Below are 15684 nucleotides of genomic sequence, written 5' to 3' on the forward strand. Positions count from 1 at the left end.
TCTTATCATTGAAAAATTGTAAGATGAGGGTATTATTTAGTTGTGTGAAAATTGAACTTGTAGAGATAAGAGAGGGAATTTATGAAAAAGTATGCGTTAGTAACTGGAGGGAGCGGAGGGATTGGCTCTGCTATTTCGAAACAATTAATTCAAGATGGATATACAGTTTATGTTCATTACAATAACAGTGAAGGAAAGGTATTGGAATTGCAGAAAGCATGGGGAGAAGTTATCCCTGTTCAAGCGAATTTGGCTTCTAGTGATGGAGCAGAGCAATTGTGGGGACAAATTGAACACCCTATTGATGTTATTGTATACGCAGCTGGGAAGAGTATTTTTGGACTAGTAACAGATGTAACAAACGAAGAATTGGGTTATATGGTAGAACTTCAAGTGAAGAACGTATATAAATTACTTTCAATGGCACTTCCGCCTATGATCGGGAGGAGAAGTGGTAATATTGTAATTATTTCATCTATATGGGGACAAATAGGGGCTTCTTGTGAAGTGCTGTATTCAATGGTAAAAGGGGCGCAAAATTCATATGTGAAAGCTTTAGCGAAAGAAGTTTCTTTAAGTGGATTACGTGTGAATGCAGTAGCACCAGGAGCAATTGAAACGGAAATGTTAAGTGTTTTTTCTGAAGAAGATAAAATGGGAATTGCTGAAGATATACCATTAGGTAGAATAGGATTACCAGAAGAAGTAGCAAAAACAGTTTCATTCCTCGTATCACCAGGAGCATCATACATAACTGGACAAATCATCGGAGTGAATGGCGGTTGGCACTGCTAAAAATTTCTTACATAAAAAATGAACAGTTGCACAAATTAAGGATGATTTTATTACTCAATAGTGAGGTGCTTAATTATGTCAGTATTAGATAATTTTGATCAGTGGAAGAGCTTTTTAGGAGATCGTTTAGAGCAAGCGCAAGGAAAAGGTTTAGACGGCGGTGCGGTATCAGATATGGCATTTCGTGTTGGCGACTACCTTGCTAATGAAGTAGAAGGGCGCAATGACCAAGAGAAATTATTAGCTGAGCTTTGGAAAGTTGCTGATGAACAGGAGCAACATACAATTGCAAACTTAATGGTTAAGTTTGTACAACATAAGTAAAAGTAGAGAGGAGATTCTCCTCTCTACTTTTTTTGTATAATAATTACACAGGATAGATTATACATTTAGCTTCCCTATTAAGGTGAAATCATATAATATAGTACGTAGGTGTAAAGTAAGCAAGGGGAGTGATCTTGGATGATTGAATGGTATTTTGAATATGAAATACATAAAAACCGACCTGGCTTGCTTGGTGACGTTTCTTCGTTAATCGGTATGCTCGGCATTAATATTGTCACAATTAATGGTGTAGATAATGCACGACGTGGGTTACTTCTTATGTGTGATAATCAAGAGCAAATCTCTAGACTTGAATCAATTTTAAATACGATGGATAACATAACGGTAACGAAATATCGTCCGCCCAAGCTAAGAGATAAGCTAGCGGTTAGGCATGGTAGGTACATACAACGAGATGCAGATGATAAGAAAACATTTCGATTTGTGCGTGATGAATTAGGCTTACTTGTAGACTTTATGGCAGAAATTATGAAAAAAGAAGGCCATAAACTAATTGGGATACGCGGAATGCCTCGTGTCGGAAAAACAGAATCCATTGTTGCTGCAAGTGTTTGTGCAAATAAAAGGTGGTTATTTGTATCATCTACTCTTATTAAGCAAACTGTTCGTAGTCAATTAATTGAAGATGAGTATAGCGATGACAATATTTTCATCCTAGATGGAATTGTGTCAACGAAGCGTGCCAACGAAAGACATTGGCAGCTCGTTCGTGAAATTATGAGATTGCCTGCAACGAAAGTTGTGGAACATCCTGATGTATTTGTGAGTCAGTCAGAATACACATTGGATGATTTTGATTATATTATCGAGTTGCGTAACGATTATGATGAAGAAATTCAATATAATTTAGTAGATGAAATTGAGCAAGGTACGCAAAATAATTTCTCTATGTTTGACTTTTAAAGAAATATTGAGGTGTTAGTAGTGACGGAATTGGGACAAAAGCTGAAAGAAGCAAGAGAAGCGAAAGGCTTGTCTATTGATCAGCTGCATGAAATTACAAAAATTCAAAAACGCCATCTAGTGGCAATTGAAGAAGGCAATTATGATGTATTGCCAGGAGCTTTTTATGCGCGTGCATTCATTAAACAATACGCAGATGCTGTTGGATTAAATGGAGAGGAACTGCTTGTAGAACATCAGAGTACGATACCACAATCTGAAAGGCGTGAAGTTCCACAAGTATCAACGGGACAAAAAACACAAGAAACAATGCAAAAATCTTCATCATGGCCAGTTGCAGATCACATGCCGAAAATCTTAGTTGCGCTGTTAGTAATCGCGGTTGGAGTCGTAATCTGGTTTGTGTTTCAAGCGTTAACTGGAAAAGATGATGAAAAAGTTCCGAGTGCTCAAAGTGAGAAAATTGAAGTTCAAAAAGCGAAAGATTCTCCGTTAGATACGAAGAAAGCGGAAGAGCCAAAGAAAGAAGAGCCAAAGAAAGAAGAACTAAAGAAAGAAGAACCAAAGAAAGAGGAGCAGCCAGCACCACCAACTGGACAGCAAGAAGTGAAAGTAGTTGGAACAACTGGTAAGGTATCTACTTTGGAAATTCATAATAATAAAACGTTAGAATTGGAAATTTCAGCGAAGGGTGCAAGTTATGTAGATGTTAAGGATGATGCGGGTAATGAAATTCTAAACACTACAGTACAAAGCGGTCAAACAGAGAAACGCGATGTATCAACATTAAAAGAAGTACGACTTAATATTGGAAGTGCACCGAATGTTGAAATTAAACTGAATGGCCAAGTGCTTGCTTTCCCGTTAGATCCACAAAAAGAATATCACCAAAGATTGGTGATTAAAAACCAAGGGATAGAGCAACCTGCACAATAACAGTCATCGCTTCGATGACTTTTTTTTCGATGAACAAATGTTTTTGATATGATGGAGGAATAGCTGTGAATTTACCAAATAAAATTACAATATCTAGAATCTTCTTAATTCCAATTTTTATGGTAATTATGTTAGCGCCCTTTGATTGGGGTTCATACAAAATTGGTGATGTTGATTTGCCAATTCAACATTTAGTAGGGGCACTTATCTTTATCATTGCTTCAGCTACAGATTGGATTGATGGACATTACGCAAGAAAGTATAATCTTGTAACGAATTTAGGAAAGTTTCTTGACCCATTAGCTGATAAATTACTTGTTTCAGCAGCACTTATTACATTGGTAGAGATGCAATATGTACCGGCTTGGATTGTTATTGTAATTATCAGTCGTGAGTTTGCTGTAACAGGTTTACGTCTTGTACTTGCTGGAACAGGGGAAGTAGTTGCGGCAAATCAGCTAGGGAAAATTAAGACATGGACACAAATTATTGCGATTGCAGCATATTTATTACACGATGTACCTTTAAATTTAATCCATATTCCAGTTGCTGATATCTTCATATGGATTGCATTAATCTTTACTGTTATTTCAGGATGGGATTATTTCTGGAAAAATAGAGCTGCTTTTGTAAACTCAAAATAGAAGTTTATGGGGGAATTAGGATGAATGCTGAGATTATTGCGGTTGGAACTGAATTATTACTTGGACAAATTGCAAATACAAATGCCCAGTTTTTATCTGAAAAGTTAGCTTCAATTGGAATTAACGTGTACTATCATACTGTTGTTGGTGATAATAATAAGCGACTGCAAAAGGCGATTGAAGCTGCGGAAGAACGTGCTGATATACTTATTTTTACAGGTGGATTAGGACCGACAAAAGATGATTTAACGAAAGAAACGATAGCGGCTAGTTTAGATGAAGCGCTTGTGTATGATGAAAAGGCATTAGCCTTAATAAGTAATTACTTTAAGCGTACAGGCCGTGAATTTACGGAGAATAATAAAAAGCAAGCGCTCGTCTTAAATGGAGCAACAGTATTTGCAAATGACCACGGTATGGCGCCTGGTATGGGGGTAAATAAGAACGGAAAAGTTTATATTTTATTACCAGGGCCGCCAAAAGAAATGAAACCAATGTATGTAAGTTACGTGGAGCCTTTTTTACGTAATTTTACAACAGGAGAAAACATTTATTCCCGTGTGCTTCGTTTCTTCGGTATCGGGGAGTCCCAATTAGAGGTGAAAGTTCAAGATTTAATTGATGGACAAACAAACCCAACAATCGCCCCGCTAGCAAATGATGGAGAAGTGACATTACGTTTAACCGCTAAGCATCAAAATGTTAGCGAAGCGGAGAAACTAATTCAACATGTGGAAGATTTGATTTTAGAAAGGGTAGGAGAATTTTTCTACGGATATGACCAAGAATTTTTGCATTATAAGGCAATCGAGTTATTGAAGAGAAAAGGGTTAACTTTAGCATGTGCAGAAAGTTTAACAGGTGGTCTTTTTGGAAATCAAGTAACTGAAAATGCTGGTGTTTCTTCTGTATTTAAAGGCGGTGTCATTTGTTATCATAATGATGTGAAGCAACATGTATTGCGTGTGCCTGAAGAAGTGTTGCATACTGATGGTGCAGTTAGTAAAGAATGTGCTCGTTATCTTGCTGAAAATGTTAAGGATTTATTAAAAGCGGATATCGGAATTAGTTTCACTGGGGTAGCAGGGCCAGATGCTTCAGAACAGAAAGAGCCAGGAACAGTATTTGTTGGATTGGCGATTAAAGGTGAACAAACTGCAGTTTTTCCTCTTAATTTAAGTGGAAGTCGTCAACAAATTAGAGAACGCTCGACAAAATATGGATTTTATCATTTATATAAAAAGCTAGAAGAGATATAAGTTTCTTCTAGCTTTTTTTATAGTTAAATTACGTATTTATGTAATGGAAAATAAAAAAATCGAATAAATGTTCGATTTTTGTTGGCAAATTGAATTGAAAATAGGTATAATAAGATTAGCAATTCAGTTAAGGAGGAATTTTGAATGAGTGATCGTCAAGCGGCATTAGATATGGCGTTAAAACAAATAGAGAAGCAATTTGGTAAAGGTTCAATTATGAAATTAGGAGAACAAGCGGAACGTAGAATTTCTACAATTTCAAGTGGTTCTTTAGCACTTGATGTGGCATTAGGGGTAGGCGGATACCCACGTGGCCGTATTATCGAAATTTACGGACCTGAAAGTTCAGGTAAAACGACAGTTTCATTACATGCAATTGCAGAAGTACAACGTCAAGGTGGACAAGCAGCATTCATCGATGCGGAGCACGCAATGGATCCTGTATATGCACAAAAATTAGGCGTTAACATAGATGAATTACTATTATCACAGCCTGATACAGGGGAGCAAGGATTAGAAATCGCGGAAGCTCTTGTACGAAGTGGTGCGGTTGACATTATCGTAATTGACTCTGTAGCAGCTCTTGTACCGAAAGCAGAGATTGAAGGCGACATGGGTGACTCACACGTAGGTTTACAAGCACGTTTAATGTCACAAGCACTTCGTAAGCTTTCAGGAGCAATCAACAAATCAAAAACAATTGCAATCTTTATTAACCAAATTCGTGAAAAAGTTGGGGTTATGTTCGGAAACCCAGAAACAACTCCAGGTGGTCGTGCGTTGAAATTCTATTCAACTGTCCGTCTTGAAGTGCGTCGTGCGGAGCAATTAAAGCAAGGTAACGACATCGTTGGTAATAAAACAAAAGTAAAAGTAGTGAAAAATAAAGTAGCGCCACCATTCCGTGTTGCTGAAGTTGATATTATGTACGGAGAAGGTATTTCAAGAGAGGGTGAAATCTTGGATATGGCTTCTGAGCTTGATATCGTTCAAAAGAGCGGTGCTTGGTATTCTTATAATGAAGAACGTTTAGGACAAGGTCGTGAAAATTCGAAGCAATTCTTAAAAGAGAATACGGACTTAAGAGAGGAAATTGCCTTCTTTGTTCGTGATCATCACGGAATTGGTGAAGATTCTGGTGTGGAAGACACGGAAGATGCAACTCTTCAAGATTAAAAAATAAAAGACACGGGTCCCGTGTCTTTTATTTTTTTACCTTCTATTAAAGGGGTATCTATCGTAGTGGTTAAAATATTTTTTTGACTCAAATGGGATGTGTAAAGAGGAATATTCATACGTTTTAAGGGAATAAAATGGTATTTACTAAGGTTTTCCAGGATAGTATGCTATCAATTTTTCAAATTCAGATAACATTAAGGACTGAAGGTAAAGAAAGTAAAAGTAGACAACGCTTGACAATGAAAATTACGATAGATACAATGAGAATGTATATTTTTTCTTATATACGATATACTCTTCTCAAGAAGAGAAGTAATATTCGGAGTAAGGTTTAAATCTTACCGAAATAATAATATGACATTTTAATTGTGAAATGAAGAAAGTCCCTTAAAAAAGCGGGACGACGGTCTTTGCTGTATATTGTAATTTAATGTACATGCCGACAGTCTTTTTTCATTCATAGCAAGGGGAGGTGAAATCATGAGTAGTACAGTTTGGATACTCATCTCCATTTTGCTTGCAACAACAGTCGGTGCAGTTGTTGGCTTTTTTGTTCGAAAGTCTATTGCTGAAGCGAAGATTAATGGTGCGGCTAATGAAGCGAAACGTATTTTAGACGAAGCGAATCGTGAGGCTGAAGCACTTAAGAAAGAAGCGCTTTTAGAAGCAAAGGATGAAATTCATACACTTCGTACAGAAGCTGAATTAGAAATTCGTGACCGTAGAAGCGAATTACAAAAACAAGAAAATCGTTTAATGCAAAAAGAAGAGAACCTTGATCGTAAAGACGAAACGCTCGATAAACGCGAGCAGCAGTTAGAGAAGAAAGAGGAATCTCTTGTAGCGAGACAACAACAGATTGAAGAGTTGGAAAGCAAAGTGGGAGAGTTAGTTCAAAAGCAACAAACAGAATTAGAGCGCATTTCCAATCTGACACGCGAACAAGCGAAAGCAATTATTCTTGGTAAAGTAGAAAATGAAGTTTCTCATGAAATCGCTGTTATGGTAAAAGAAAGTGAAGTTCGCGCGAAAGAAGAAGCGGATAAGAAAGCAAAAGAGATTTTATCTCTTGCAATGCAAAGATGTGCAGCTGATCATGTTGCTGAAACAACCGTTTCGGTTGTAAATCTTCCAAATGACGAAATGAAGGGACGTATTATCGGGCGTGAAGGTCGTAATATTCGTACGTTAGAAACGTTAACGGGTATTGACTTAATTATCGATGATACACCAGAGGCGGTAATTCTTTCTGGATTCGATCCAATTCGTCGTGAAACAGCTCGTATCGCTCTTGATAAACTAGTACAGGACGGACGTATTCACCCAGCGCGTATTGAAGAGATGGTCGAAAAATCAAGACGTGAAGTGGACGAGTATATTCGCGAAGTCGGAGAGCAAACAACGTTTGAAGTGGGTGTTCACGGATTACACCCAGATTTAATTAAAATTTTAGGTCGTTTAAAATACCGTACAAGTTATGGACAAAACGTCTTAAAACACTCTATGGAAGTTGCATATTTAACTGGACTTATGGCAGCAGAGCTTGGTGAGGATGAAAAACTAGCAAGACGTGCTGGTCTATTACATGATATCGGAAAAGCGATTGACCATGAAGTAGAAGGTAGCCACGTTGAAATTGGTGTTGAACTCGCAACGAAATATAAAGAGCATCCTGTAGTTATAAACAGTATCGCATCTCACCATGGTGACACAGAACCAACTTCTATCATTGCAGTTTTAGTTGCAGCAGCAGATGCTTTATCAGCTGCAAGACCGGGAGCTCGTAGTGAAACGCTTGAAAACTACATTCGTCGTCTTGAAAAGTTAGAAGAGATTTCAGAGTCTTATGAAGGCGTTGAAAAATCATTTGCAATTCAAGCAGGACGTGAAGTTCGTATTTTGGTAAAACCAGATACAATCGATGACTTAGAAGCTCATCGTTTAGCTCGTGATATCCGAAAACGTATTGAAAATGAACTGGATTACCCAGGACATATTAAAGTAACTGTTATTCGTGAAACACGTGCAGTGGAATACGCAAAATAAAGTGGTGAAACACCACTTTATTTTTTTGTGTTGGAATTGGATAAAATAAAGACAGTTATTTAGCATAAAAGTGAAACAAACTTATAATAAACATATTATAAGGAATTTACTTGATGCTATAGCAATAAAAAATGCAGTACATAGAAAGGGTAAGACATATGAGAATATTATTTGTTGGGGATGTAGTAGGATCTCCTGGTAGAGGTATGATTCAACAGTACGTACCGGCATTAAAGAAAAAATATACACCTACAGTAACAATCATTAATGGAGAAAATGCAGCAGGTGGCCGTGGGATTACAGAAAAAATATATCGAAACTTTTTAGAGTGTGGGGCACAAGCAGTTACACTTGGAAACCATGCTTGGGATAATCGTGAAGTATTTGAATTCATCGATGATGCAAAATATCTTGCAAGACCAGCTAACTTCCCAGAAGGAACTCCAGGAAAAGGACTTATCTTTGTGAACTGTAATGGAACAGAAGTTGCAGTTATTAACTTACAGGGGCGTACTTTCCTTCCTCCGATTGATTGTCCATTCCGTAAAGTGGATGAATTAATTAATATTGCGAAAAAACGTACGAATATTATCTTTATTGATTTCCATGCGGAGACTACAAGTGAAAAACAAGCGCTAGGTTGGTATGTAGATGGACGTGCTACAGCAGTAGTAGGTACGCATACGCATGTCCCTACAGCGGATAACCGTATTTTACCAAGCGGAACGGCATATATTACAGATGTTGGGATGACAGGGCCATATGATGGAATTTTAGGTATGGACCGAGAAGCAGTATTGAAGAAGTTTTTAACGAACTTACCGGTACGATTTGAAGTAACAAGTGGTAGAACGCAATTAAGTGCAGTGTTAATTGATGTGGATCCAAATACAGGAAAAGCAAAGAAAATTGAGCGCATTTTAATTAATGACGATCAACCATTTTTTGAGTAAATTTCCGTTAAATTTTAGATAAGTTATTATATTTTAATTTTTTAGAAAAATTACGAAAATTTAGCAGGAATACGCGCCATTCCTCGTGAATATAAGTTAAAGTGAAATAATTGCTAATACTTTTTAAAGAAACGAGGAGGAAACGCGGAATGGAAATATTAAAAGTTAAAGCAACGTCGGTCCCTAATTCTGTAGCTGGTGCACTTGCAGGTGTTATTCGCGAACGCGGAACAGCAGAAATTCAAGCTATTGGTGCAGGTGCATTAAACCAAGCGGTAAAGGCAGTAGCAATTGCAAGAGGGTTTGTAGCGCCTAGTGGTTTGGACCTAATTTGTATCCCAGCGTTTACAGATATTATGATTGATGGCGAAGAGCGTACAGCAATAAAATTAATTGTAGAACCTCGTTAAGTTTAAACAACCTGTTTGCAGTATGCAAACAGGTTGTTTTTATAATGGAGGAATGAAAATGAAAATTTTTGATGCTCATTGTGATGTGCTCTTTCAGTTATGGAGTGCAAAGGGAAAAAAGAATTTTAAAAACGATCCGCAATTACATATTACATTTCAACAGTTAAAGGAAAGACAAGGAAGTATACAATGTTTTGCAATATATGTGCCAGAAACAGTGACGTATGAAAAACGATTTGAAGCGGCATTACAAATGATAGATATTTTTTATAATGAAATTCTATCGCTACCAGGTGTGAGATTTATCCGAACGAAAGAGGATATAAATAGATTAAAACAAGACGAGGTTGGCGCGCTATTAACGTTAGAAGGGTGCGAAGCAATTGGCAAAGAAGCGATGAAATTACGTTTGTTTTATCGGTTAGGTGTACGTTCTTTCGGATTAACATGGAACTATGCGAATTTGTTAGCTGATGGGGCGCTAGAGACGCGTGGAGCAGGTTTAACTACTGTTGGTAGACAAGTTGTACAAGAGTTGAATACTTTGCAATTATGGACGGATCTATCACATTTAAATGAGAGAAGTTTTTGGGATGTGATAGAAATTGCAAATAACCCAATTGCATCCCACTCAAATTGTTATAAACTGTGTGAGCATCCACGCAATTTAAATGACGAACAAATTAAAGCGCTTATACAGAGAAATAGCATAATCGGTGTTACTTTTGTACCGCAGTTTCTAACAAGTGAAAGACAAGCAAATATAACAGATATAGTAAAACATATCGAATATATTTGCTCGCTAGGTGGAGAAAACAATATAGGGTTTGGTTCAGATTTTGATGGGATTGTAGATACGGTTGTCAATGTATCTGCCTACCGAGATTATGAAAATGTCATGAATGAGCTTTATAAATACTATGCTGCATCTACTGTAGAAAGATTTTTATATGATAATTTTGTTGAACATATGAGTTTTTAAGTTTTTGGTTTAAAATTCAGAATAATTAAAATTAATTCATTTGATTTTATTGCTTTTTTTAAGACCTAATACTAGAATGAAAAACAAAATAGCTTTATACTAAAGATTCAGGGAAATCAGAAGAGGCATAATTTGCGTCCGTTGTAGTTTATTTGCATAAAAAATGCTAAACTATTACTGTAAAAAAATACACTACAATGAATGCAGCCAAAAGGGGTGTAGGAGATGATTAGTCAACTTTCATGGAAAGTTGGAGGCCAACAAGGTGAAGGAATTGAAAGTACAGGAGAAATCTTCTGTATTGCATTAAACCGATTAGGATATTACCTATACGGTTACCGCCACTTCTCATCACGTATAAAAGGCGGCCATACAAATAATAAAATTCGTGTAAGTACAACAGAAGTACGAGCGATCTCAGATGATTTAGATATTTTAATTGCTTTTGACCAAGAAACAATTGATTTTAACTTCCACGAACTACGTCCAGGTGGAATTGTAGTTGCGGATGCGAAATTTAATCCAACAATACCTGATAATACAGATGTAAATCTATATGTGATACCGTTTACAGATATTGCTTCAGAATTAGGCACATCATTAATGAAAAACATGGTTGCTGTTGGAGCATCAAGTGCAGTATTAGGATTAGACGAAACAGCTTATTTAGATGTTGTTGAAGAAATCTTTGGTCGTAAAGGAGAGCAAGTCGTTCAAAAGAATATGGACGCAATTAAACGCGGCTCTCAATATATGAAAGAATTACTAGGTGAGAAAGTAAACATGATGCAGCTTGAAAAAGCTGATGGTAAAAAACGCATGTTTATGATTGGAAACGACGCAATCGCATTTGGTGCGGTAGCTGGTGGTGCTCGTTTTATGTCAGCATACCCAATCACACCTGCATCAGAAATTATGGAATACTTAATTAAAAAATTACCGAAAGTCGGCGGAACAGTAATCCAAACTGAGGATGAAATCGCAGCTTGTACAATGGCAATCGGTGCAAACTATGCTGGTGTTCGTACATTAACTGCATCTGCTGGTCCTGGTCTTTCATTAATGATGGAAGCAATCGGTTTAGCAGGTATTACAGAAACTCCATTAGTAATTGTTGATACACAACGTGGTGGTCCAAGTACGGGATTACCAACGAAACAAGAACAGTCTGACTTAATGGCGATGATTTACGGTACGCATGGTGAAATTCCAAAAATCGTAATGGCGCCAAGTACAGTTGAAGAAGCTTTCTATGACATTGTAGAAGCATTTAACTTATCTGAAGAATATCAAGTTCCTGTTATTTTCTTAACAGATTTACAGCTTTCGTTAGGAAAACAAACAGTAGAACCACTTAAATTAGATAAAGTGGAAATTCGTCGTGGTAAGCTTGATTTAGAAGCGGAATTACCAGAACGTGAAAATAAAGCATACTTCAAGCGTTATGAAGTAACTGAAGACGGCGTTTCACCGCGTGTTTTACCTGGTATGAAAAATGGTGTTCACCATGTTACAGGTGTAGAACATGATGAAACTGGAAAACCATCGGAATCAGCAATAAACCGTAAAGATCAAATGGACAAACGTTTCCGTAAAATGGAAAACTTGAAGTTTAATACCCCTGTTTATAAAAATGTTAAGCATGAAGAAGCAGACGTATTGCTTGTTGGATTTAACTCAACTCGTGGTGCGATCGAAGAGGCAATGACGCGTTTAGAACAAGAGGGTATGAAAGTAAACCATGCTCATGTACGTTTAATTCACCCGTTCCCAACAGCTGAAATCGATCCACTTGTGAAAAAGGCGAAGCGTGTTGTAGTAGTAGAAAACAATGCAACAGGTCAGCTTGCTAACATTATGAAAATGAATCTTGGTAATGGTGAGAAAATTTCTAGTCTTTTAAAATATGATGGAAACCCATTCTTGCCGAAAGAGATTTACAACGAATGCAAAAAAGGGGTTGTATTAAATGGCAACATTTAAGGACTTTCGTAACAGTGTAAAGCCAAACTGGTGCCCAGGTTGCGGAGACTTCTCAGTGCAAGCTGCAATTCAACGTGCGGCAGCTAACGTTGGTTTAAATCCAGATGAACTTGCTGTTATTTCTGGTATTGGCTGTTCAGGCCGTATTTCAGGTTATATTAATTCATATGGTGTGCATAGTATTCATGGTCGTGCCCTTCCGATTGCACAAGGTGTAAAAATGGCAAATCGTGATTTAACAGTCATCGCTTCAGGTGGTGATGGTGATGGATTTGCGATTGGTATGGGACATACAATCCATTCTATTCGTCGTAATATCGATATTACGTACATCGTAATGGATAACCAAATTTACGGGTTAACAAAAGGGCAAACTTCACCACGTAGTGAAGCTGGATTTAAAACGAAAAGCACACCGCAAGGTTCAATTGAACCATCACTAAATGTAATGGAAATGGCTTTAACAGCTGGTGCGACATTTGTGGCGCAAAGCTTTTCGAGTGATTTAAAAGAATTAACACAAATTATTGAAGCTGGTATTAACCATAAAGGATTTTCATTAATTAACGTATTTAGCCCATGTGTTACTTACAATAAAGTAAATACCTACGATTGGTTTAAAGAGAATTTAACGAAACTAAGCACAGTAGAGGGATATGATCCATCTAATCGCATGATGGCTATGCAAACTTTAATGGAAAATAACGGTTTAGTAACAGGTTTAATTTATCAAAATACTAAGCAACCATCATATCAAGAACTTGTTAAAGGCTATAGTGAAGAGCCTTTAGTGAAATCTGATTTAAATATGGATCAGAAAATGTTTGATGAGCTTGTTGCTGAATTTATGTAATATAAGAAGAGGAGGTTGCCATGTGGCAACCTTTTTTTATTAGAAAAATATAGGGTAGTCTTATTTACTTAGAAAATTCAGAATGGTAAAATAATATATAAATCGTTGTATGAAAATGGCAAGTTCATTGCTTATGAAATGTAAGATAATAAAGGGCCTCTGTATTGTTAAAATTGGCGAAACAGGTCATACTATGGTAATGTTTATAGGGATAAAGCAATATGCTTTTGGGTAGGACAACAAGAAATAATAAAAAGGGAATGTCTATTTGCGTGGGGAAGACTTCATTCTTATGAATGATTAGATTGATTACTCAAGTTTCAAAGGACAAGTTATCTCTCAAGCTATCTAACCATTTTTGAGGTGAGTCTAGGCGCATTAAAATGGACTATAGAGTGTGTATAGTTAAGGGTGAAAGGAGATTACCGATGAACGAGCAACAACGATTAGCAAGTCAACAAGCAAATTCCTCTACGAAAAAAGAAGAGAAAGATTATAGTAAATACTTTGAAAGTGTATATCAACCACCTTCCTTAAAGGATGCGAAAAAGCGAGGGAAAGAAGAAGTTAAAATTGAACGGGATTTTGGCTTACCTGAAGAGTTTCGCAATTTTGGTACAGGAAGAAAGTTCTATATTCGTACATATGGTTGTCAAATGAATGAGCATGATACGGAAGTAATGGCAGGTATTTTCACAACGCTTGGATATGAACCAACTTTTTCGACTGAGGATGCAGATGTAGTTTTATTAAATACTTGTGCAATTCGTGAAAATGCTGAAAATAAAGTGTTTGGTGAACTAGGCCATTTAAAGTCACTAAAGCGAAGAAATCCGGACCTTTTAATTGGTGTATGTGGTTGTATGTCTCAAGAAGAATCTGTTGTAAATAAAATTATGCAAAAAAATCAGCATGTAGATATGGTATTTGGAACGCATAATATTCATAGATTACCGTACATTCTAAAAGATGCGATGTTCTCGAAAGAGACGGTAGTTGAAGTATGGTCAAAGGAAGGCGACGTAATTGAAAACCTTCCGAAAGTACGTCGTGGTGATATTAAAGCTTGGGTAAATATTATGTATGGCTGTGATAAGTTCTGTACGTATTGTATTGTACCGTATACGCGCGGAAAAGAGCGGAGCAGACGTCCAGAAGATATTATCCAAGAGATTCGTCATTTAGCTGCGAATGGTTATAAAGAAATTACATTACTTGGACAGAACGTAAATGCATATGGTAAAGACTTTGAAGATGTAGAATACGGTCTTGGTGATTTAATGGACGAACTTCGTAAAGTTGATATTGCCCGTATTCGTTTTACAACGAGCCATCCACGTGATTTCGATGATCACTTAATTGAAGTGCTTGGCAAAGGTGGCAACTTAGTAGAACATATCCATTTACCAGTTCAATCTGGAAGTACAGATATGCTGAAAATTATGGCGCGTAAATATTCACGTGAGCATTATTTAGAACTTGTAAGAAAAATTAAAGAAGCAATTCCAGATGCAGTATTAACAACAGATATTATCGTTGGTTTCCCAAATGAAACAGATGAGCAATTTGAAGAAACGATGTCGTTATATCGTGAAGTAGGATTTGATACTGCCTTTACATTTATTTATTCTCCTCGCGAAGGTACACCAGCTGCAAAAATGAAAGATAATGTACCTATGGAAGTGAAGAAAGAACGTCTTCAACGCTTAAATACACTAGTAAATACGTTGGCAATTGAAAAGAATAGTCGTTACAAAGGTCAAATTGTAGAAGTGTTAGTTGATGGGGAAAGTAAAAATAATCCGGAAGTACTTGCAGGTTATACTCGCACGAATAAACTTGTAAACTTCGTCGCTTCAAAATCTTTAATTGGTCAGCTTGTGAAAGTAAAAGTAACGGAAGCAAAAACTTGGTCTCTTAACGGGGAATTAGTTGAAGAGCCGATTGAGGTGAAATAATAGATGAAAGTATATTCGAAAGATGACATTGTTGAACAAGCAAAAGAATTAGCAAAAATGATTTCTGAAACAGAAGAAGTTGATTTTTTTAAGAAAGCAGAGGCGCAAATTCATAAAAATGAAAATGTAAAGCGCGCAATCGATGAAATTAAAGCACTGCAAAAACAAGCAGTAAACTTGCAGCATTACGGGAAGTGGGAAGCTTTAAAAAAGGTAGAAGCTGAAATTGATGCATTGCAAGATAAGTTAGACAGTATTCCAGTCGTACAAGAATTTAAATCTTCACAAACATATGTAAATGACTTATTACAGTTAGTTGCTAGTACAATTTCTAACAACGTAACAGATGAAATATTAATTTCAACTGGTGGCGATGTACTTAAGGGTGAAACTGGCGCAGCGGTAGAAAGTAAAAAAGGAAATTGTGGTTGTTAAAGA

At 36.7% G+C, this 15684-nt stretch carries 15 protein-coding genes; all 15 read left to right on the top strand.

Features of this window, described 5'->3' with window-relative positions:
- The first annotated feature begins 81 nt into the window (after positions 1-81).
- Positions 82-795, top strand: coding sequence for an SDR family oxidoreductase (locus tag ASE54_RS07780; RefSeq protein ID WP_000759625.1), 714 nt, complete (start codon positions 82-84; stop codon positions 793-795).
- 75 nt (positions 796-870) lie between these two features.
- The gene (locus ASE54_RS07785; protein ID WP_000114444.1) at positions 871-1119 is read left to right on the top strand and encodes a DUF3243 domain-containing protein; all 249 of its coding nucleotides are present in this window, start codon (positions 871-873) and stop codon (positions 1117-1119) included.
- Positions 1120-1257: 138 nt separating this feature from the next.
- Positions 1258-2043 carry a DUF3388 domain-containing protein gene (locus ASE54_RS07790; RefSeq protein ID WP_000574107.1) on the top strand — a complete coding sequence of 262 codons (786 nt, stop codon included), beginning with the start codon at positions 1258-1260 and terminating at the stop codon, positions 2041-2043.
- A gap of 21 nt (positions 2044-2064) precedes the next feature.
- On the top strand, positions 2065-2979 hold the full coding sequence (locus ASE54_RS07795; RefSeq protein ID WP_000137465.1) for a helix-turn-helix domain-containing protein: 915 nt from the start codon (positions 2065-2067) through the stop codon (positions 2977-2979).
- A gap of 65 nt (positions 2980-3044) precedes the next feature.
- Positions 3045-3623, top strand: coding sequence for a CDP-diacylglycerol--glycerol-3-phosphate 3-phosphatidyltransferase (gene pgsA / locus ASE54_RS07800; RefSeq protein WP_001052967.1), 579 nt, complete (start codon positions 3045-3047; stop codon positions 3621-3623).
- Positions 3624-3643: 20 nt separating this feature from the next.
- On the top strand, positions 3644-4882 hold the full coding sequence (locus ASE54_RS07805) for a competence/damage-inducible protein A (protein WP_000990684.1): 1239 nt from the start codon (positions 3644-3646) through the stop codon (positions 4880-4882).
- Between the two features lie 144 nt (positions 4883-5026).
- Positions 5027-6058: a recombinase RecA gene (gene recA, locus ASE54_RS07810; protein ID WP_001283853.1), complete on the top strand. Its 1032-nt coding sequence runs from the start codon at positions 5027-5029 to the stop codon at positions 6056-6058.
- 483 nt (positions 6059-6541) lie between these two features.
- Entirely contained in the window at positions 6542-8107 is a 1566-nt protein-coding gene (gene rny, locus ASE54_RS07820) for a ribonuclease Y (RefSeq protein WP_000099770.1), read from the top strand.
- A gap of 158 nt (positions 8108-8265) precedes the next feature.
- The gene (locus ASE54_RS07825) at positions 8266-9060 is read left to right on the top strand and encodes a TIGR00282 family metallophosphoesterase (protein WP_001221092.1); all 795 of its coding nucleotides are present in this window, start codon (positions 8266-8268) and stop codon (positions 9058-9060) included.
- 149 nt (positions 9061-9209) lie between these two features.
- Positions 9210-9470 (top strand): stage V sporulation protein SpoVS, encoded by a 261-nt coding sequence (gene spoVS, locus ASE54_RS07830; RefSeq protein WP_000404341.1) that lies wholly within the window; start codon positions 9210-9212, stop codon positions 9468-9470.
- 22 nt (positions 9471-9492) lie between these two features.
- The gene (locus ASE54_RS07835; RefSeq protein WP_003309838.1) at positions 9493-10452 is read left to right on the top strand and encodes a dipeptidase; all 960 of its coding nucleotides are present in this window, start codon (positions 9493-9495) and stop codon (positions 10450-10452) included.
- A gap of 225 nt (positions 10453-10677) precedes the next feature.
- Entirely contained in the window at positions 10678-12435 is a 1758-nt protein-coding gene (locus tag ASE54_RS07840; RefSeq protein WP_000625417.1) for a 2-oxoacid:acceptor oxidoreductase subunit alpha, read from the top strand.
- Positions 12422-13288, top strand: a complete 867-nt coding sequence (locus ASE54_RS07845; protein ID WP_000190155.1) for a 2-oxoacid:ferredoxin oxidoreductase subunit beta — start codon at positions 12422-12424, stop codon at positions 13286-13288. Before ASE54_RS07840 ends, ASE54_RS07845 begins: the two co-directional genes overlap by 14 nt.
- 428 nt (positions 13289-13716) lie before the next feature.
- Positions 13717-15246, top strand: coding sequence for a tRNA (N6-isopentenyl adenosine(37)-C2)-methylthiotransferase MiaB (gene miaB, locus ASE54_RS07850; RefSeq protein ID WP_001005392.1), 1530 nt, complete (start codon positions 13717-13719; stop codon positions 15244-15246).
- A gap of 3 nt (positions 15247-15249) precedes the next feature.
- Complete coding sequence (locus tag ASE54_RS07855; protein WP_000870460.1) at positions 15250-15681, top strand: RicAFT regulatory complex protein RicA family protein; 432 nt, start codon at positions 15250-15252, stop codon at positions 15679-15681.
- Positions 15682-15684 lie beyond the last annotated feature (3 nt).

The organism is Bacillus sp. Root131, assembly GCF_001429475.1.
Taxonomy (GTDB): Bacteria; Bacillota; Bacilli; order Bacillales; family Bacillaceae_G; genus Bacillus_A; species Bacillus_A thuringiensis_S.

Bases quoted from the DNA above. Each gene is read 5' to 3' on its own strand.
- ASE54_RS07780 (WP_000759625.1), top strand. From the start codon at position 82: ATGAAAAAGTATGCGTTAGTAACTGGAGGGAGCGGAGGGATTGGCTCT.
- ASE54_RS07785 (WP_000114444.1), top strand. From the start codon at position 871: ATGTCAGTATTAGATAATTTTGATCAGTGGAAGAGCTTTTTAGGAGAT.
- ASE54_RS07790 (WP_000574107.1), top strand. From the start codon at position 1,258: ATGATTGAATGGTATTTTGAATATGAAATACATAAAAACCGACCTGGC.
- ASE54_RS07805 (WP_000990684.1), top strand. From the start codon at position 3,644: ATGAATGCTGAGATTATTGCGGTTGGAACTGAATTATTACTTGGACAA.
- recA (WP_001283853.1), top strand. From the start codon at position 5,027: ATGAGTGATCGTCAAGCGGCATTAGATATGGCGTTAAAACAAATAGAG.
- rny (WP_000099770.1), top strand. From the start codon at position 6,542: ATGAGTAGTACAGTTTGGATACTCATCTCCATTTTGCTTGCAACAACA.
- ASE54_RS07825 (WP_001221092.1), top strand. From the start codon at position 8,266: ATGAGAATATTATTTGTTGGGGATGTAGTAGGATCTCCTGGTAGAGGT.
- spoVS (WP_000404341.1), top strand. From the start codon at position 9,210: ATGGAAATATTAAAAGTTAAAGCAACGTCGGTCCCTAATTCTGTAGCT.
- ASE54_RS07835 (WP_003309838.1), top strand. From the start codon at position 9,493: ATGCAAACAGGTTGTTTTTATAATGGAGGAATGAAAATGAAAATTTTT.
- ASE54_RS07840 (WP_000625417.1), top strand. From the start codon at position 10,678: ATGATTAGTCAACTTTCATGGAAAGTTGGAGGCCAACAAGGTGAAGGA.
- ASE54_RS07845 (WP_000190155.1), top strand. From the start codon at position 12,422: ATGGCAACATTTAAGGACTTTCGTAACAGTGTAAAGCCAAACTGGTGC.
- miaB (WP_001005392.1), top strand. From the start codon at position 13,717: ATGAACGAGCAACAACGATTAGCAAGTCAACAAGCAAATTCCTCTACG.
- ASE54_RS07855 (WP_000870460.1), top strand. From the start codon at position 15,250: ATGAAAGTATATTCGAAAGATGACATTGTTGAACAAGCAAAAGAATTA.